The 17,965-nt window shown below is 72.0% G+C and carries 12 protein-coding genes; 4 read left to right on the top strand and 8 right to left on the bottom strand.

The genetic code is table 11. The features are described from left to right. The first annotated feature begins 73 nt into the window (after window positions 1-73). Entirely contained in the window at window positions 74-496 is a 423-nt protein-coding gene (locus ACFYNO_RS00840) for a hypothetical protein (protein ID WP_388002976.1), read from the top strand. Between the two features lie 109 nt (window positions 497-605). Continuing rightward, on the top strand, window positions 606-1,577 hold the full coding sequence (locus tag ACFYNO_RS00835; protein ID WP_388002973.1) for a hypothetical protein: 972 nt from the start codon (window positions 606-608) through the stop codon (window positions 1,575-1,577). 108 nt (window positions 1,578-1,685) lie between these two features. Here ACFYNO_RS00835 and ACFYNO_RS00830 read toward each other — a convergent pair whose 3' ends face one another. Genes ACFYNO_RS00830 through ACFYNO_RS00820 form a run of 3 tightly spaced genes read right to left on the bottom strand, consistent with a single transcriptional unit; the run spans window position 1,686 to window position 7,381 of the window. After that, a complete protein-coding gene (locus tag ACFYNO_RS00830; protein WP_388002970.1) occupies window positions 1,686-4,376 on the bottom strand; it encodes a lectin in 2,691 nt (896 codons plus the stop codon). Then, window positions 4,369-5,445, bottom strand: a complete 1,077-nt coding sequence (locus ACFYNO_RS00825) for a Ca2+-dependent phosphoinositide-specific phospholipase C (RefSeq protein WP_388002967.1) — start codon at window positions 5,443-5,445, stop codon at window positions 4,369-4,371. The genes ACFYNO_RS00830 and ACFYNO_RS00825 overlap by 8 nt, the downstream gene beginning before the upstream one ends. Before the next feature lie 31 nt (window positions 5,446-5,476). After that, entirely contained in the window at window positions 5,477-7,381 is a 1,905-nt protein-coding gene (locus ACFYNO_RS00820; RefSeq protein ID WP_388002964.1) for a phosphatase PAP2 family protein, read from the bottom strand. Between the two features lie 573 nt (window positions 7,382-7,954). Here ACFYNO_RS00820 and ACFYNO_RS00815 point away from each other — a divergent pair. Continuing rightward, the gene (locus tag ACFYNO_RS00815; RefSeq protein ID WP_388002961.1) at window positions 7,955-10,339 is read left to right on the top strand and encodes a glycoside hydrolase family 44 protein; all 2,385 of its coding nucleotides are present in this window, start codon (window positions 7,955-7,957) and stop codon (window positions 10,337-10,339) included. A 174-nt stretch (window positions 10,340-10,513) separates the two neighbouring features. Here ACFYNO_RS00815 and ACFYNO_RS00810 read toward each other — a convergent pair whose 3' ends face one another. From ACFYNO_RS00810 to ACFYNO_RS00790, 5 genes are all read right to left on the bottom strand, one after another. Next, window positions 10,514-11,353, bottom strand: a complete 840-nt coding sequence (locus ACFYNO_RS00810; RefSeq protein WP_388002958.1) for a DeoR/GlpR family DNA-binding transcription regulator — start codon at window positions 11,351-11,353, stop codon at window positions 10,514-10,516. 4 nt (window positions 11,354-11,357) lie between these two features. Then, the gene (locus ACFYNO_RS00805) at window positions 11,358-12,404 is read right to left on the bottom strand and encodes a LacI family DNA-binding transcriptional regulator (RefSeq protein ID WP_388002956.1); all 1,047 of its coding nucleotides are present in this window, start codon (window positions 12,402-12,404) and stop codon (window positions 11,358-11,360) included. Window positions 12,405-12,456: 52 nt separating this feature from the next. Beyond that, window positions 12,457-13,359, bottom strand: a complete 903-nt coding sequence (locus ACFYNO_RS00800; protein ID WP_388002954.1) for a carbohydrate ABC transporter permease — start codon at window positions 13,357-13,359, stop codon at window positions 12,457-12,459. Continuing rightward, the gene (locus ACFYNO_RS00795; protein WP_388002951.1) at window positions 13,359-14,282 is read right to left on the bottom strand and encodes a carbohydrate ABC transporter permease; all 924 of its coding nucleotides are present in this window, start codon (window positions 14,280-14,282) and stop codon (window positions 13,359-13,361) included. Before ACFYNO_RS00795 ends, ACFYNO_RS00800 begins: the two co-directional genes overlap by 1 nt. Before the next feature lie 76 nt (window positions 14,283-14,358). Then, a complete protein-coding gene (locus ACFYNO_RS00790; RefSeq protein ID WP_388002948.1) occupies window positions 14,359-15,669 on the bottom strand; it encodes an extracellular solute-binding protein in 1,311 nt (436 codons plus the stop codon). A 213-nt stretch (window positions 15,670-15,882) separates the two neighbouring features. Between ACFYNO_RS00790 and ACFYNO_RS00785 the strand changes: the two genes are divergently transcribed. Further along, window positions 15,883-17,934 carry a beta-galactosidase gene (locus ACFYNO_RS00785; RefSeq protein WP_388002945.1) on the top strand — a complete coding sequence of 684 codons (2,052 nt, stop codon included), beginning with the start codon at window positions 15,883-15,885 and terminating at the stop codon, window positions 17,932-17,934. Window positions 17,935-17,965 lie beyond the last annotated feature (31 nt).

Here is a 17,965-nt window from a genome sequence, read left to right as displayed (position 1 = left end):
AGGCTACGGCGCCGAGCGATGCCGGTTCTAGACTCGGTCGACGGTGTGTCACGCGACCGAGGAGGGGACTGCCATGGGAGCCGAACTGGTGGAGCTGGCGGCGAGCGGAGCGACGGCCCTGGTCACCGCCGCCGCCACCGACATGTGGGCCCAGATCAGGGACCGGGCCGGCCGCCTGCTCACCCGCAACCACGCCGACCGCGTCGACCAGGCCCGCCTGGAGCTCGCTCAGGCGGAACTCGAGGCCGCCGGAGAGTCGGGCGACGAGACCGTGGTCACCCGCATCCGCGCGGACTGGGAGGCCCGCCTGCGCGACCAGCTGGCGCACGACCCGGCGGCCGTGGCGGAGTTGCGCGAGCTGCTGGCCCTGCTGAGCCCGTCGGGCGCGGCGCAGCAGGTGGTCACGGTGGTGAACAACCAGTCCACGGGGGACATCCACGGCACGGTGTTCCAGATCGGGGGCAACCTGGGCTCGGTGAACAACGGGCCTCGCTAGGCGGGCCGTACCCTGGGCCAAGGCCATTGCTACACTGCGCTGCTCGGTCTCGGAACACGGAGGCCTACCCCAGGGGGAACACCGGATGGCGCGTCGGCTCGGTCTCGTCATGGCCATTTCCACCGGTCTGCTGGCGGCGACCGCCGCCGCGGGCCCGTCCGCGCAGGCAGCCGGGAACGGCACGGCCACGGCCTCCATCAGCGGGGTGCCCGGATCGCTGCCGGTGGGCGGGGGCTTCGAGGCGACGATCTCCGTCGTCTCCACCTCGCCCTACCGGATCTCCGTCGACGACCTCTACGTCAGCACCTACCCGGTCCAGTCCGGAGCCGCGCCGACCGCCGGCGTCAGCGTCCAGTGGCAGGACCCGGCGACCGGCGCCTGGCGGGCCTCCGACCAGGTGAACGCCTTCAACGGGGGCTACGGCCTCATCGAGCTGGGCAAGGTGGTCGTCCAGCCGAACAGCACCCTGACCTACCACGTGAGGGTCAGCATGGACGACGGCGCGGCGCGCGGCAGTTGGCGCTTCATGACCAACGGCATCAGCGGGTACTCGCTGCTGAAGCCGGACGGCAGCACCGTCGACACGGCCCTCGACAACTACAACCTGCCGCAGACCACCTTCCGCTACGGCTCCGCCGCTGCTCCCGCACCGGCGACGCCCTCGCCCTCGCCGACACACCCCCACCCGTCGGCCGCCGCGCCCACGCCGACCCCGACCCACACCCGGCCGCCCACGGCGGCGCCCACCCACTCCCGCACGCCGACCCCGTCGCCCACCTCGGCGGCGCCGGTCGCGCTCGCGACCCCCGCCGCCCCGCCGGCCTCCGAAGCGCCGCCGGTCCCCACCCCGTCCGCCCCGCCCGCGAGCCCGACCACCGCGGCGCCGTCGCCCTCGCCCTCGCCCTCGCCGTCATCCTCGGCCTCGGTCGGTCCGACCGCCGTGCCGCTCACCAAGACCGCCGCTGCCTCGACCTCGGGCGTGAACCCCTGGGCGGTCGGCACCACCGCCGCTCTGCTCGCCGCGCTCGGCGCCGGCGCGGCACTCCTGGTCCGGCACCGCCGCCGCGCCTCGCAGGACTGAGAGCGGGCCGGGCTCGGGAACGCAGAAAGGGCCGGTCGAGAGGATCCCGACCGGCCCTTTCCCGCAACCCGTGGGCCTACCGTCTCTGCCCGACGGAGGGCCCGGTGGTCAGCCGGCCGCCGGTACCGTCCAGCGCTGGCCGGTGGCGGAGGTGCAGGCGGCGATGGTCAGCTGGGTGCCGTCGCCGGTGCCCGAACTGCTGTCCGTCAGGCACAGGCCCGAGACCGGGTTGACCAACTCGCCCGAGGGGTCCGGCTGCCACTGCTGGGCGGCGGTGCCGTTGCAGGTGTGGAGCTGGACCCCCGTGCCGGCGGCCGTGGCGCCGCCGGTGACGTCCATGCAGTCGTTGAGGACCTGGAGGGTGTGGTCGGGGACCAGCTTCCAGGTCTGGGCGCCGGTGCCGTTGCAGGTGTAGATCTGGATGTGCGTCCCGTTGGAGGTGCCGGAGCGGGCGTCGTCGACGCACTTGCCGGTCGCCGTCTCGGTGATCGCGCCGGTCGGCTCGGGTACGGTGCCGTTCGGGGTGCCGTCGTAGGACGGCGGGGCGTCCGCCGGGGCCGAGGCCCAGGAGGTGTTCGGCGACGAGCCCAGGGTGAAGTCCAGCACGGCGCCCGAGGCGGAGGCCGCCGCCGGGAGGTACGCCTTCGACCACGCGCTGCCGTTGACGGCCAGGCTCTGGACGTACGGGGAGCCGTCGGAGGCCGCGGGAGCGTTCACCGTGAGCGTCCTGCCGGTGCCGCCGATCGAGACGACCGCCTGCGGGAACAGCGGGCTGCCGATGGCCAGGTCGGCGGTGCCGGGCGTCTCGGGGTAGAGGCCGAGCGCCGACCAGACGTACCAGGCGCTCATCTCCCCGAGGTCGTCGTTGCCGGGAAGCCCGCCGGGTGTGTCGGCCCAGAGTTGGTCCTGGACGGCCCGGACCGTGCTCTGGGTCTTGTACGGCTGTCCCACCCAGTCGTACTCCCAGGGGAGTTCGCTGCTCGGCTCGTTGCCCATGTTGGACTGGGTGCCGATCACGCTGCCGAGCCCCTGGAACCCGGACAGCACGCTGTCCAGGTAGCTCGCCAGAGCCGGGGCGCCGCCCTCCAGCGAGGCGAGCCGCGCGATGTTGAAGGGGATCATCGGGGTGTAGGTGAACGCGTCGCCCTCGGCGAAGTCGTTGCTGGAAGTGCCGGTGAGCAGCTTGGGGTTGAAGCCGTCCATCCACCTCCCGTTGGAGTGCAGCGGCTGGATGTAGCCGCTGGAGGTGTTGAAGATGTTCTCCCAGTCCTGCGCCCGGTTCCGGAAGCGGGTCGCGTTCGCGCTGTCGCCGAGCGCGGCGGCGAACGCGGAGAGCGCGAAGTCGTCGGTGTCGTACTCCAGTTGGGTGGATGTGGTGGCGTACTGGTGGCAGCAGCCGTAGATCGAGTTGGTCGGCAGGTAGCCGAAGCTGTCCAGGTAGGTCACGCCCGGTGTGACGTCGGTGTCGGTGGTCTGCTCCCGCACCATGGCCGACAGGGCGGTGGCGGTGTCGAACCCCGTTGCGCCGAAGGCGTGGTAGTCCGCCAGCACGGGCACCGCCGAGTCTCCCACCATGATGTAGGTCTCTCCGGTGGCCATCCCCCACTTGGTCAGCGTGCCGCCCTGGGTGTAGTCGTCGACGATCGACTGCGCCATGTCCGAGGCGGCGGCAGGGTCCAGCAAGGCCGTGAGCTGGGCCTGGGAGCGGTAGATGTCCCAGTTGGAGAAGTCGGTGTACTGCGCCGAGTGCCCGCTGCCCACGGCGTGCACCGCGCCGTCGTAGCCCCGGTAGGAGCCGTCCGCGTCGCTGAGCACGCTCGGGAAGAGCGAGGAGTGGTACAACGCCGTGTAGAAGGTGGCCTGTTGGGTGGCGGTGCCGCCGCTGATCGCGATCCGGCCGAGCTGGCTGTTCCACGCCGAGCGGGCTGCCGCCGCCACGGCGGCGAAGGTCTTCCCGGTGACCTCGGCGTCGCGATTCGCCCTCGCCTCGGCGACCGAGGTGTAGGAGACGCCGACCCGGGCCTCGATGGTGCTGCCGCCGTCGAAGGTGAGGTACTCCCCGCCGGGCCCGGCCGCGGTGGTGGCGTAGCTGCCGGCGGCCGTGATCGGGTGGTCGAAGGAGACCGCGAAGTAGAGCGTGAACGGGTTGCCGGCCTCGCAGAAGCCGGTGCTGGTCGTCGAGCCGGTGACCTCGTTGCTGCCGTTGACGCTCACCGTCGACCCGGCATACGGGTTCTGGCTGTGATCGAGCTTGAGGACCAGGTTGGCCGGCGCACCGGCCGGGTAGCCGAACCGGGCGATGCCCGCCCGGGTGGTCGTGGTCAGCGCGGTGCTGATCCCGTTGTCCAGGGTCACCGAGTAGAGGCCCGGCGAGGCCGTCTCGGCCGAGTGCGAGAAGGACGCCGTGGTCGAGTCCGGCGAGGAGCCGACCGCGCCGCTCACGGGCATGAACGGCACGTCCCCGGCCGCCGAGCAGCCCACGCCGGAGACGTGCGTGAGGCTGAAGCCGGAGATGCCGGAGTCGCCGTACCCGTAGCCGCCGCCGTTCGGCCGTGACGAGGTGTCAGGGCTCCACTGCAGCATCCCGTGCGGGACATCGGCGCCGGGGAAGGTGTTGCCCGCGCTGAAGTCGCTGTTGGACGCCGTGCCGACGAAGGGGTTCACCAGCGCGGCCGGGTCCGCCACCGCGCCGGCGGCGGGAGCGGCGGGAGCGGCGGTGGCGGCGTGCGCGGGCAGCGCCGCCAGCGAGAAGCCGAGGACGGCGGCGGTCAACAGTCGTACCACCCGGAGGTCAGCCACGGGGGAGCACCTCGCCCAGCACCGCGTCGGCGGGCGAGGAGTACCAGTCCGTCGAGACGAACGACGCCCCGTCGGCGGCGAGCAGCGCGATCCGGGCCTGCGCGTCGGCGAGGCTCGGCGCCGTGGAGCTGAGCGCGGGCGCGACGTCGTAGGCGTCGGTGACCACGGTGAGGTAGTGGTTGGCGTTGTACCACTCGGTACCGCCGTCACCCACCCAGGCCCCGGCGTCGCCGTCGAAGACCACGAACCACGGGCGCAGCGAGGCGTCCCCGTAGCGGCTGCGCGGGTCGCCGCCCTGCGCGCCGAGGACGCTCGGGAAGATCTGCGCGTCGGCGATGTTCCCGCCCGCCGCCAGGCTCTCGAGGTGGGCGGCCTCGACCGCGTCCGTCCAGCCGGAGGCGGGGCTGACGGCCTGCTCGACGGTGCCGGGGATGGCCTCGACGACCACCTTGCCGGCGAGCGCGGAGCGGGTGGCCCAGTTGTTCGCCCGGGCCGCGGTGTCCAGGTCGGGGTAGCGGCTGCCGTCCGGCTTGGTGAGCAGGTCGGCCGGGGTGTAGACGAGGTCGCCCAGGTGCGCCTTGACGTAGCCGTCCAACTCGGTGGCGTCCAGGCCGATCGAGGAGTTGAAGCCGTTCTTCAGCTCCAGCTTGACCATGATCGGGCCGTGCGCGGGGTGGGCCTGCATCCAGATCCGGATGTCGTCCAGGCAACTGTCCAGGTTCTGGTTGCGGTTGCCGGTGTAGAGGTCGGCGGGGCCGGCGGCCTGCACGCAGTTGTTGTCGCTGCCGATCGGGTTGCTGTGGCTGACGTTCCACTTGTGGGTGAAGACGTTGGCCCAGGCGTCCAGTTCGATCAGCGAGGCCCCGCTGTCGAGCGCGTTGGCGAGGTAGGTGTACTGCGCCTTGTCGTTGTAGGTGTTGTGCAGGCCGACCGAGGTGGCGCCGGCCAGGGTCTGCGAGTCGAGGCCGTCGGCGTGGACCGGTGCGGCCGGCGCGGCGAAGGCCAGCGCGAGCGCGGACAGCGCGAGGACGGCGGGGCGGAGCGGTCGGTGCGTGGCGGACAGGGGCATGCCGGACTCCTTCGGGATTCGAGCGGGGGAATCAGCGCAGGGTGAGACGGACCGAGAGACCATCGTGCGTGTAGACGGGGACGGCCTGGTAGCCGTCCGCGTCGACCCTGATCGTGCCGAACTGGCCCTGCAGGGAACGGGCCCGCAGGACCGGAACGGTGAGGTGGTGCAGCCGCTCGGTGCCGTCGGGCCGCAGCACGAGCACGCTGTCGCGGTCGAGCACCACGCGTCCGGCGACGTCGAGCCCCGGGGTGGCGCCGTGCCGGAGCACCACCTCCAGCGTGGCGCCGGCGCTCTGCGTGTAGTCGCCCTGGCACCTGGCGCTGCCGCCGGCCGGGTCCAGCCGCAGGATGCCGCCGGTCAGCCGGACGCCGCCGTGGCCGAGGGCCTCGCGGGAGGCCGCGACCAGCGTGCCCGCCGCCACGGTGGTGCCCCCGCTGTAGCGGTTGTGGCCCGACAGCGTCAGCGTGCCGGAGCCCTGCTTCGTCAGGCCGCCGCAGCCGTCGATGTCGCCCCGCCAGGCGTCGGCCGCGCTGAAGCCGCCGTCGGCGGCGTTCATGACGACCCGGACGTCCGTGTCGAAGCGCCCGAACCCGTCGGCCGCCGCGAACAGGTTCAGCCGCCCCCACTGCTCGTCGCCGTCCAGCAGGACGTACCCCGAGGGCAGCGCGGTGGTCCGCAGCACCTCGCGCCGCTGGGCCGCGTCCAGGTACGGCAGCCGGGTCTCCAGCAGCACCTCGGCACCCTTGGGCACGGTCATGTCGAGGCAGCGGCCGTGCCGCTGCAGCACGTAGGTCAACCGCGGGGTGACGAGAGCCGCGTTGGCCTCGCGGTCGGCGTACGGGTCGGTGCCGGGCCCCGCCGAGTGCGCGAAGGCGTTCAGCGAATCCGCCGAACTGCCGGTCTGTGCCTGGAAGTAGGCGGCGGCCTGGGCGCGCGCGGCGGCCTTGATCGCGGCGTTCGCCGGGTCGGCCAGGGCGGCGGCGGCCAGCGCGGTCGCCAGGATGCGGCCGCCGATGACGTCGACGGGCGAGTGCATGCCGGCGAGGATCCTGGTGTGGCTGAGCTCCATCGCCCGCGTCACCAGCTCCTGGAACCGCTCGGGGACGGCGTAGGCGAGCGCGAGCCCGGCCAGGTGGAAGGCGTTGGTGTGCCCGCTGGGGAATCCGCCGTCACTGGCGGGGGTGGTGCTGCGCTGGCGCAGCAGCTGCGGAGCGACGACCACGTCGGACCTGTAGACGGGGTAGCCGAGGCCGTCCGTGGTCCCGGTGTCGACGACCGTGCTCTCCTCGGTCATCCGCCAGGGGCGCGGGTACTCGTAGGCGAACTTGCTGGGGTTGCCCGAGGCGTGCGGGCCGCGCAGCGTGTTGACCAGGGTGACCACCTGGCCGAGCGCGGAGTCGACGGCCCCGGCGCCGAGCGCGGAACCGGCCGGCGCACCGGGCGGGACGGTGTCGCTGACGGGCGCGGGCGGAGTGCCGTCGGGCGCGGAGGTGATGCCCGTGACGGCCTTGGCGCCGGTCCGGTACAGGTCGGCGAGCGGACCCAGCCCGGCGATCATGGCGTAGCTCTGGTCCTGCCGGTCGTAGATGAAGGCCTCACGGGCCTGCGCGTCGGTCCGCTGCCCGGTGACGCGCGCGCAGTAGCGCATGTTGGCGCGCAGGATGTCGGCCATCAGCGGCGAGCCGGTGTTCCAGTCCGGTCCGGTCTTCCAGATCTTCCCCATCCCCGAGAGGATGCGCACGGCCGCGTTGCCCTGCGGGGTGAGGTCGGCCATGCTGTTGGTCGCGTAGGAGTCGACGAACGCGGGCGCTCCGTCTGCCGCGGCAGCCTGCTGAGGCTCCGTCAGCACGCCGAAGGCGAGCGCACCGACCGTGGCGCCGGTCGCGCTCCGGAGGAAACCGCGCCGGGGCATGCTGTTCAGCTGCGTATCCATGTTCGTCTCTCCGCGCCAGTCGACCGTGACAGAGGAGCGCGGCACGGGAGCGTGCCGCGCTGGGCGATCGGAGTCTGCGGCAGACCCGTGACGGGACCGCGTGGGGCACATGAACAGCAGCCGTGTGAACGCTAACAACAGTGGTGCGTTCCGACCCGCCGGGCCGAGGAGCTGCGGGGCCGGCGGATGGTCTGCCGGCTCTCAGGTGCAGGATCCGGCGCAGCTCCTGCGGACTGCGCGTGGTGGGTCGCGGCTGGGTACGGCGTGGCGGCGTTCGGGCTGTTGACACTCCGGTCCGGGCGCTCCACACTCCCAAGTGGGAGCGCTCCCACTCTGGACTCGCCTTGGTTCAAGGCGAGTTGAGGAGTAGCGCCGTCGGCCGGGCAACGCCATCGCCGGCCGCGTCGTCCTGCCTCCCACCGACCGACGGGCCGGTGGGAGGCGGGTTCCCGCAGCGCGGTCGTTTCCATCCCCCACCCCGAGGCCGCGGCGCTGCTGACGGTACGTGCCGATCGCCCGCTCCGTGCGTGGCGGGCCGTCCCGCCCGTGCTGCCGGCCGTTGAGAAGGAGACCATGCGTACGACACACAAGGCGGTCGCCGTGGCGGCGGTCGCGGTGTTGCTGGCCGGCGCCGGGGCGGCGCAGGCCGCCGGCACCGGGCCCGCGCGATCGGCGCGGGCGGCCGATGCCACCGCGGGCCCGGCGATCACCGTGGACGCCACCAGCGGGCGGCACGCCATCGACCCCCACATCTACGGCATGAACTTCCCCGACGAGGCACTGGCCAAGGACTTGCGCCTACCGATCGGCCGCTGGGGCGGCAACGCCACCAGCCGTTACAACTACATGCTCGACTCCTACAACGCCGGGGCCGACTGGTACTTCGAGGACCTGCACTACAGCAACGACACCGCGGCCCTGCCCGCCGGATCGCAGGCCGACAAGTTCGTCGACCAGAACCACCGGACGGGCACGGACACGCTGATGACCGTGCCGATGATCGGCTGGACGGCGGCCGGCCGCGACGCCGGCTGCGGGTTCAGCGTCGCCAAGTACGGTCCCCAGCAGGACACCGACGCACAGTGGCGGCCGGACTGCGGCAACGGCAAGAAGCCGGACGGCACCCTGATCACGGGCAACGACCCTGCCGAGACCAGCACGCCCGCGGGCCCGGACTTCGTCAAGGGCTGGGTGCAGTACCTCGACAGCACGTACGGCACCGCGGGCAGTGGCGGGGTGGGTTTCTACGACCTGGACAACGAACCGGACCTGTGGTCCAGCACGCACCGCGACGTCCACCCGACCGGTGCGGGTTACGACGAGATGCGCGACAGCACCTACGCCACCGCCGCGGCGGTCAAGGCGGCCGACCCGGCCGCGCAGACCCTCGGCCCGGTCGGCTGGGGCTTCAACTCGCTGATCTACTCCGGCCTGGACCAGCAGGTGTGCGGCCAGCAGGGGGGCAGTTGCTGGTCGAACCCGCCGGACGCCGCCGCGCACGGCGGCGTGCAGTTCGCCCCGTGGTACCTGCAGCAGATGAAGGCGTACGAGCAGGCGCACGGGCGCCGAATCCTGGACTACTTCGACGAGCACCTCTACCCGCAGCAGTCCGGTGTGTCCGGCGGTGCGGACGACGCGGCCACGCAGGCCCTGCGACTGCGTTCCACCCGGCAGTTGTGGGACCCCTCCTACGTCGACGAGAGCTGGATCAACCAGCCGATCCAGTTCGTCCCCCGGATGCGCTCGCTGGTCGACCAGAACTACCCGGGGACGAAGCTGGCCGTCTCCGAGTACAATTGGGGCGCGCTGGACCACGTCGACGGCGGCCTGGCCGAGGCCGACGTGCTGGGGATCTTCGGACGTGAGGGGCTGGACCTGGCCACCTTGTGGTCACCGCCGAAAGCGACCGACCCCGGAGCGTACGCCTTCCGCATGTTCCTGAACTACGACGGTCAGGGCGGCACCTTCGGCGACACCTCCGTCCGGGCCGCGAGTGCCGACCAGGACAAGCTGTCGGTGTACGCGGCCGAGCGCAGCAGCGACCATGCCACCACGGTGATGGTGATCAACAAGACCACCGGCGACCTGACCGCACCCGTCTCCGTGACCGGCGGCACCGCGCTCCCGGCGGCGGCGCAGGTCTACCGCTACGGTCAGGCCGACTCCACCGCGATCCAGCACCCGGCCGACCAGCCGCTGGGCGGCGGCTCCTTCACCGCGACCTTCCCGGCGTACTCCATCACCGAGTACGTCATTCCCGCCGGCTCGGCCCAGGTCACCCCGCCCTCGGCGCCCGGCGCTCCCACGGCCTCCGCGACGGGCGCCGACCGCGTGACGCTGACCTGGCCGGCCGCCACACCCGGGACCTCGCCCCTGGCGGACTACCGCGTATACGCCGGCGACCCGGCCACCACCGCGCCGCTGGCCACCGTCCCCGCCTCGACCACCACAGCCACCGTCACCGGCCTGACCCCGGCCACCGCCTACACCTTCCGTGTGGTGGCCACCGACACTGCGGGCCGCAGCTCGCCCCCGTCGGCTCCGCTGCAGGTCACCACCGGTCCGGCCGCCACGAGCGGCTGCACCGTCGCCTACCGGCTCAGCAGTGACTGGGGCGTCGGTTTCACCGCGAGCGTGACGATCACCAACCAGGCGGCACCGGTCAACGGCTGGAACCTCGGATTCACCTTCGCCGGCAACCAGCAGGTCACCCAGGGCTGGAGCGGCTCCTGGTCGCAAACCGGCGCCGCGGTCACCGTCAAGGACGCCGGCTGGAACGCGTCGCTGCCCTCCGGGGCTTCCACCACGATCGGCTTCAACGGCTCCTACTCCGGCACCAACACAGCCCCCAGCACCTTCACCCTCAACGGCACCACCTGCACCACCGCGGGCAGCGCGGCAGCCGCCGCCCCCACCCCGGCCGTCGGCCACGCACCCGCACACGACGCACCCCACTGACCCACCCCGCACCCGCATGGCCGGCCCCGGACAGCAAGGGGCCGGCCAGCTCCGGCTCGCCGCGGTCGGCTCTTCGCGGTGCTGACCGACGGCAGAGCCGAGGCCGCTACAGTCGCCGAGTCGATTCCGAGCGTGCCGGGGCTCGGCCTCGGAGCTTCTGGGCGAACTGACGGATTACCGCCCCTCGGGCAGTGCTTCTGCCAGCGGCCCCCTGATCGCGCGCAGGACCTCCTCGCGGGCCGCGCTGCCGCTGCCGTCCGGCGACGGGGCGGTGAGGACGGTGTCGATCTCGCGCAGGGTGGCGAACGGCGCGAGTGCGCGGGCGCCGAAGACGGTCGGCTCGGCAAGCAGGATTCGCCGAGTGGCGGTGTGGAGCATGCGGGCGCGCAGTTCGGCGTCGGCCAGGTCGCCGACGGTCAGGCCGCCGGTGAGGTCCGCACCCTCGCAGTCGACGAAGGCGAGGTTCACCCGCATGGTGCGCAGCGAGGCCACCGCGAGCGGCCCGACCAGCAGGCCGCTGTGGCTCAGGTGACCGCCCGTCAGGATGACGGTCGGCGACCTGCGCGCGGTGCCGTCAAGGATGGCGGCGACCCGGAGCGAGTTGGTCACCACGGTGAGGTTCTCGTGCTGCGTCAGCTCCTCGGCGAGCGCTTCGACGGCCCGGCCGCCCGAGAGGCCGATCGCCGCGCCGGGCTGGACAGTGCGGGCTGCAGCGGCGGCGAGCGCACGTACGGCGGCGTCCCCGGGAACGGCGCCGTCGGCCCCGGCCCCGGCCCCGGCCCCGGCCCCGGGCTCGGGCCCGAGCGCACTGACCGCCCCGCCGTGCACCCGGACGGCGCCGCCGCCCGCCTCCAGGACGGCCAGGTCGCGCCGGATCGTCATCGGGGAGACCACCCAGCGCCGGCTCAACTCGCCGGTGCGCACGGCGCCGTGCGCGCGCAGGTCGGCCAGGATGTGGTCCCGGCGCTGCCGGGTGAGGAGCGCCGGGCCGCGTCCGGTGTCGGTGGTGGTCATCGGCTCAGCCCGACGCACGCGTGATCAGCTCGGTCGGCAGGATCACCGTGGCCGGCTCGGCGCCCGCGATCTGCGCGAGCAGCAGGCGGACCATCTCCTCGCTGATCCGGTCCCACGGCTGCCTTATCGTCGTCAGCGGGGTCCGGGCGGTGCTGGCGATCGCGGAGTCGTCGAAGCCGCCGATCGCGACGTCGCCGGGCACCGTGCGCCCGGCCTGTTCGAGGGCGGTCAGGGCACCGTCGGCCATCAGGTCGGAGGCGACGAAGACCGCGTCCAGCTCCGGGGCCTGTGCCAGCAGCCGCGTGATGGCCGCCTCCCCGCTCGCCCGGCTGTAGTCACCCACCGTCACCAGCCGTTCCTGGTAGGGGAGTCCGTACTCGGCCAGCACCTCACGGTAGCCCGCCAGCCGCTCCACGCCGCCGGGTGTGTCCTGCGGGCCGGCGATGGTGGCGACGGTGCGTCGACCGGAGTCGATCAGGTGGCGGACCATCTCCCGGGCGCCTTCGCGGTCATCGGCCGCGACGTAGGCCAGCGGGCCGCGGTAGCCGGGCGGCTTGCCGCAGGAGACCACCGGCAGCCCGGCCTCGCGCAGGTGGTCCAGCATCGGATTGCCGGCGTGCGAGGAGACCAGCAGCACGCCGTCCACGTGACCGGACGCCAGATAGCGGGTGACACGGCGCCGTTCGGGCTCGGTGCCGGCGGTCATCAGCAGCAGCGGGATGTCGTGCTCGGCCAGCGCCGCGGTGCAGCCGCGCAGCAGCGTGATGAAGTTCGGGTCCTCGAAGAAGCGCTCCTGAGGCTCGGACAGCAGGAAGGCGACCGAGTCCGAGCGCTGGGTGACCAGGCTGCGGGCGTGGCGGTTGACGACATAGCCGAGCTTCTGGATGGCGCTGTTCACGGCCTCCAGCGCGGCCGGGCTGACGTTGTGTCCGCCCTGCAGCACGCGCGACACGGTGCCGCGGGACACGCCGGCCCGCGCGGCGACGTCGTGGATGGTCGGCGGTCGCTTCGCCTTTCCGGCCGGCCTTGAGCGGGGCTCGGGTTCCGTCATCGGGTGGGTCGTTCCTCAATCGAAGGGTCGGCGGTGCATGACGACTGGTCGGTCAGGACTTTACGGCTCCGGAGAGCAGATCGACGCGCCAGTAGCGCTGGAGTCCCAGGAACAACGCGATCAGCGGCAGGACCGACAGCAGCGCGCCGGTGATCACCAGGGTGTAGAGGGCGGGCTGGTTGGCGCCCTGCGCGAGCAGCGAGTACAACCCCACGGTGACCGGGAACTTCTTGTCGTCGCCCAGCATGATGTAGGGCAGCAGGAAGTTGTTCCAGATCGCCACGAACTGGAAGAGGAAGACCGTGACCAGTCCGGGCACCATCATGGGTAGCGCGATGCTGCGGAAGAGCCGGAACTCGCGGGCCCCGTCGAGCCGTCCGGCCTCGACCACCTCGTCCGGGATGGCGGCGGCCGCGTAGATCCGGGACAGGTAGATCCCGTACGGGCTGACGATGCTGGGCAGCAGCACCGACCAGTAGCTGTCGGCCAGCCCGGCCTTGGCCATCAGCAGGTACTGCGGGACGGCGAGGGTGATCGGCGGCATCAGCACGCCGGCGAGCAGGATGTTGAAGAGCGCGGTGCGGCCCCGGAAGCGGAACTTGGCGAGCGCGTAGCCGGTCAGTCCGGAGAGCGAGGCCGAGAGCAGCGCGCCGACGCCCGCGTACAGCGCCGAGTTGGCCAGCCACTGCCAGAAGACCCCGCCGCGGTAGGCGGACAGGTCCTCGAGGTTCTGCAGGAAGCCGGTGCCGGGGGAGAAGGTGAAGGTGGAGAAGAGTTCCGAGCCGCTCTTGGTGGAGGCCATCAGCACCCAGAGCACCGGGATCAGGCAGTAGACGGCGCCGAGCAGCAGGATCAGGGTCGGGATCCAGCCGCTGGTACGAGGTTTGGCCGCCTTGGCCGCCCCGCCGGGCCGGGTGGCGGGGGGAGCGGACCGGGTGGTCAGGGCGGTGCTCATCAGTCGCCTCCGTTGGCGCGCTTGTTGACCAGCTTCAGGAAGCCGAAGGACAGGACGAGGGTCGCAGCGGCGATCACCACCGAGGTGGCGGAGGCGGAGTAGAGGTTTCCCTGCACGAAAGCGTCCCGGTAGACCTTCATCATCGGACTCCAGCTGAAGCTCATGGAGTTGGTCAGCGGCTTGATGGTCATCGGCTCGCTGAACACCTGCAGGGTGGCGATCATCGAGAAGAAGAAGGTCAGTACCAGCGAGGGCGCCACCATGGGGAGTTTGATCCGCAGCGCGATCTGCAGCTCCGAGCAGCCGTCGATGCGCGCGGCCTCGTAGAGCTCGGCGGGGATCGCACGCAGGGAGGTGTAGATGACGATCATGTTGAACCCGGTGCCGCCCCAGACCGCGATGTTGGCCAGCGCGAGGAAGAGCCCGTTGCCGTGCAGCAGGTCGGGCCCGGACATCCCCGCCTTGGTGAGCAGGAAGTAGCCAGGGCTGACGATCGGCAGGTAGAGGAAGCCCCAGAGCAGTGAGGCGATGATGCCGGGGACGGCGTAGGGGAGGAAGATCGCCAGCTTGGAGAAGGTGCCGAGGCGCACCCGCGGGGTGTCCAGCAGGAGCGCGAAGAGCAGCGCCGCGCCGAGCATGGCGGGTACCAGCAGGGCGCCGTAGACCAAGGTCCGGCCCGCACTCGCGAGCAGCTCCGGATCGCCCAGCGCGGAGCTGTAGTTCGCCAGCCCCGCCCAGACCTCGGTGCGGGCGTGCGGGCCCAGCCCCAGGCCCGTGATGTGCACCTTGCGCAGGCTCAGGAAGATCGCGTAGCCGATCGGGAGCGCGAAGAAGAGGACGAACAGGACGATGGCGGGCGCCAGGAACCCGTAGGGGGCGAGGCGGGCGGGCGACCTGCGCGGGGGAGGCGTCGTCGCGGCCATGTGACGGTGCTCATTTCTGGTCGAGGGGTCCCGGGGGCCGGATGGCGCGGCCCCCGGGGGTGGGCACGGGAGTGGCTCAGCCCTCGGCCTTGAAGCCGTTCTTCTTCAGGTCCGCGAGGGTGGCGTCCTGCATCGCCGTCAGCGCGGCCGAGAAGTCGCTCTTGTCCTGCGCGGCCTTGCCGAAGGCGTCCTTGAAGGTGGAGTACGCGACGTTGACGTTCGGACCCCAGGCGGCGGGGGCGGTGTTCTGCGCGATCTCGGCGGCCTTGGTGTAGAAGTCCGGCTGGTTGGCGAAGAAGTCCGGGGCGGTGGCCAGCGCGCCGCCGGTCTGGGCGGAGGTCGCCGCGGGGTAGATGTTGGCCTCCTTGACCAGCGCGGCCACGGCCGCCGGGTCGGTGTTCAGCCAGGTGGCGAACTGCGCGGCGGCGTCCGCGTGCCCGGCCTTCTGCGCGCCGGTGGTGACGCCGGTGGCCGAGCCGCCCCAGCTGCCGGTGGTGTTGTCGCCGGCGTTCCACTGCGGGAGGGCGGCCATCTGCCACTTGCCCTTGGTGTCCGGCGCGGAGCTGGTGAAGACGCCGGGCGCCCAGACGGCGCTGACCCAGGCGATCTGGGTGCCGTCGTTCAACGCCTTGGCCCAGGCCGGGGTGTACATCGGCTGGTTGTCGATCGCGCCCTCCTTGACCAGGCCGCCCCAGAAGTCCGCGACCTTCTTGGTGGCGGTGTCCGCGATGCCGACCTTCCAGGTGTCGCCGGAGCTGGTCCACCACTTGGCGCCGGCCTGCTGGGCGAGGCCGGCGAAGAGGCCGGAGTCGTTGGAGGAGAAGGTGGTCAGCGCCTTGCTCGGGTCCTTCTGCTTGAGCAGGCGGGCGTCGGCGGCGAACTCGTCCCACGTGGTGGGCACGGTGAGGCCGTACTGCTGGAAGAGGTCGGCGCGGTAGTAGAGGGCGAGCGGGGCGGTGTCCTCCGGAACCGCGTACGTCGCGGCCGAGCCGAGGGTCACCTGCTGCCAGACGCCGGCGGCGAACTTGCTCTTCGCGTCGACGGTCTGCTTGGAGATGTCGGCCAGCACGTCGTTGCTGACCAGGGTGGGCAGCGCCTGGTACTCGGCCTGCACCAGGTCGGGGGCGTTGCCGGCCTTGGCGGCGGTGATGGTCTTGGTGACCAGGTCGTCGCCGGAGGCCTGCTTCTGCACGCTGACCTGGATGTCGGGGTGGGCCGCGTTCCAGAGGGCGGCGACCTTGTCCATGTTGGGGGTCCAGGACCAGAAGGTCAGGTTCACCGGTCCCGCGGCGGCCTTGGGGGCGGCGGAGCCGGAGCTGCTGCAGGCGGTCAGGGCGAGGGCTGCGGCCAGTGCGGCGGAGGCGGCCATGGCGATACGGCGGTGCATTGATCCTCCCGGGGATCATCAGGTCGAGCGGGTGGGAGAAGCGGTCAAGCAGGCGAGGGAGTGCACCGGCCTGCCCCCTGGCTCGGCTGTGCACGTTCACAGTACGGAAACGCACGCGACACTTGTCAATCACCGCGACCATAAGGTTATCTGGGCGAGATGCACGAGCCCGACGGCTGTGCACGTTCACAGCACATAGCCGATGGAGCATCAATGGAGCACCCGCTGAGCAGCGAAGACAGCCCCACGCCGGCGTCCTGGCCGCTCGGGTTGGACCGGCTCGCGTACGGCGGGGACTACAACCCCGAGCAGTGGCCGGAGGAGATCTGGGAGCAGGACGTCCGGCTGATGCGCGAGGCCGGGGTCAGCATGGTCAGCGTCGGAATCTTCTCCTGGGCCCTGCTGGAGACCGAGCGCGGCGAGTACGACTTCGGCTGGCTGGACCGGCTGCTGGACCTGCTGCACGAGAACGGCATCCGGGTCGACCTCGGCACTCCCACCGTCGTCCCACCGGCCTGGTTCTACCGCGAGCACCCCGAGGCCCTGCCGGTCTCCCGCGAGGGCGTGCGCTACGAGTTCGGCGGACGCGGCGCGATCTGCCACAGCTCTCCCGCCTACCAGCAGGCCGCCGCGAGCATCACCGAGCAGCTCGGCCGCCGCTACGGCCGACACCCGGCCGTCGCGCTCTGGCACGTGCACAACGAGTACGGCGTGCCGGTCAGCGCGTGCTACTGCGACGCCTCCGCCGAGCACTTCCGACGCTGGCTGGCCGACCGCTACGGCACCGTCAAGGAGCTCAACGAGGCCTGGGGGACGACGTTCTGGGGCCAGCGGTACAACCGCTGGGGCGACATCCAGCCGCCCCGGGCCACCCCGACCGCCTGCAACCCCGCTCAGCAGCTGGACTTCGCGCGGTTCACCAGCGACGCGATCCTGGAGAACTTCAAGCGCGAACGCGACCTGCTGCACCGGCTCTCGCCAGGCGTCCCGGTCACCACCAACTTCATGACCGCTCTCAGCCAGTGCGAGTCGCTGGACTACTGGGCCTGGGGACGCGAGGTGGACCTGGTCACCAACGACCACTACCTGATCGCCGAGGCGGACCGGAACCACATCAACCTGGCGATGTCCGCCGACCTCACCCGCTCGGTGGCCGGCGGGCGGCCCTGGCTGCTGCTGGAGCACTCCACCGGCGCGGTCAACTGGCAGCCGCGCAACATCGCCAAGGTCCCCGGCGAGCTCGCCCGCAACAGTCTCGCGCACGTGGCCCGCGGTTCGGAGGGCGCGATGTTCTTCCAGTGGCGCGCCTCGCGCTACGGCGCGGAGAAGTTCCACTCCACGATGCTGCCGCACGCGGGCACCGAGAGCCGGATCTGGCGCGAGGTGGTCGCTCTCGGCGCCGATCTCGGCTCACTGCGGGCCGTGCGCGGCAGCCGAGTCGTCGCCGACGCGGCCGTCCTGTGGGACTGGCAGTCCTGGTGGGCGCAGAAACTGGAGTGGCGCCCCACGATGGACCACGACGCGCGCGAGCGGGCCGACTCCTGGTACGCCGCGCTCTACGACCGCCATCTCACCGTCGACTTCGCCCACCCGGAGGCCGACCTCTCCGGCTACCCGCTGGTGGTCGTCCCCGCGCTCTACCTGATGACCGAGGCCGCCTCGCGCAACCTGCGTGAGTACGTGGCGGGCGGCGGCACGCTGGCCGTCTCCTACTTCTCCGGCATCGTCGATGAGAACGACACCGTCCCGGCCGGGCCGCACCCCGGCGCGCTGCGGGACGTACTCGGCCTGACGGTCGAGGAGTTCGCCCCGCTGCGGGCCGGCGAGACGGTCCGACTGAGGGACGGCGGGGGCTGCGAACTGACCGGTGACGTCTGGTCGGAGTTCGTCGTCCCGGCCGGCGCGGAGCCGGTCTGGTCCTACCTCGACGGCCCGGCCGCCGGGCACCCGGCCGTCACCCGGCACTCGCTCGGCGACGGCGCCGCCTGGTACGTCTCCAGTCGCCTGACCGGTGCCCAGCTCGACCCCGTGCTGGCCCGCGCCTGCGCCGATGCCGGGCTGGCGGAGCGTCAGATCCCTTGTGATGTCGAGGTGGTGGAGCGGGTCGGCGAGCACGGCCGGTACCTCTTCGCGATCAACCACACCAGCGCCGACGCCGTGCTCCCGCTCGCGGGCCCGGGCGCCGAACTGCTCACCGGTGTGCCGACCGACGGCAGCGTCACGGTCCCGGCGAACAGTACCCGGGTCGTTCAGCTGCCGCGCTGAGTGCCCTCACCCCCCATGGACCACCCGTCGC

It is taken from the genome of Kitasatospora sp. NPDC006697, assembly GCF_042869935.1.
Lineage (GTDB): Bacteria > Actinomycetota > Actinomycetes > Streptomycetales > Streptomycetaceae > Kitasatospora.
The sequence above is the reverse complement of the archived record's forward strand: the minus strand, read 5'-3'. Positions and strand labels throughout refer to the sequence as shown.

Excerpts from the sequence above, each read along its gene's own strand:
- ACFYNO_RS00840 (WP_388002976.1), top strand. The coding sequence starts at position 74 with ATGGGAGCCGAACTGGTGGAGCTGGCGGCGAGCGGAGCGACGGCCCTG.
- ACFYNO_RS00835 (WP_388002973.1), top strand. The coding sequence starts at position 606 with ATGGCCATTTCCACCGGTCTGCTGGCGGCGACCGCCGCCGCGGGCCCG.
- ACFYNO_RS00825 (WP_388002967.1), bottom strand. The coding sequence starts at position 5,445 with ATGCCCCTGTCCGCCACGCACCGACCGCTCCGCCCCGCCGTCCTCGCG.
- ACFYNO_RS00820 (WP_388002964.1), bottom strand. The coding sequence starts at position 7,381 with ATGGATACGCAGCTGAACAGCATGCCCCGGCGCGGTTTCCTCCGGAGC.
- ACFYNO_RS00815 (WP_388002961.1), top strand. The coding sequence starts at position 7,955 with ATGCGTACGACACACAAGGCGGTCGCCGTGGCGGCGGTCGCGGTGTTG.
- ACFYNO_RS00810 (WP_388002958.1), bottom strand. The coding sequence starts at position 11,353 with ATGACCACCACCGACACCGGACGCGGCCCGGCGCTCCTCACCCGGCAG.
- ACFYNO_RS00805 (WP_388002956.1), bottom strand. The coding sequence starts at position 12,404 with ATGACGGAACCCGAGCCCCGCTCAAGGCCGGCCGGAAAGGCGAAGCGA.
- ACFYNO_RS00800 (WP_388002954.1), bottom strand. The coding sequence starts at position 13,359 with ATGAGCACCGCCCTGACCACCCGGTCCGCTCCCCCCGCCACCCGGCCC.
- ACFYNO_RS00795 (WP_388002951.1), bottom strand. The coding sequence starts at position 14,282 with ATGGCCGCGACGACGCCTCCCCCGCGCAGGTCGCCCGCCCGCCTCGCC.
- ACFYNO_RS00790 (WP_388002948.1), bottom strand. The coding sequence starts at position 15,669 with ATGCACCGCCGTATCGCCATGGCCGCCTCCGCCGCACTGGCCGCAGCC.
- ACFYNO_RS00785 (WP_388002945.1), top strand. The coding sequence starts at position 15,883 with ATGGAGCACCCGCTGAGCAGCGAAGACAGCCCCACGCCGGCGTCCTGG.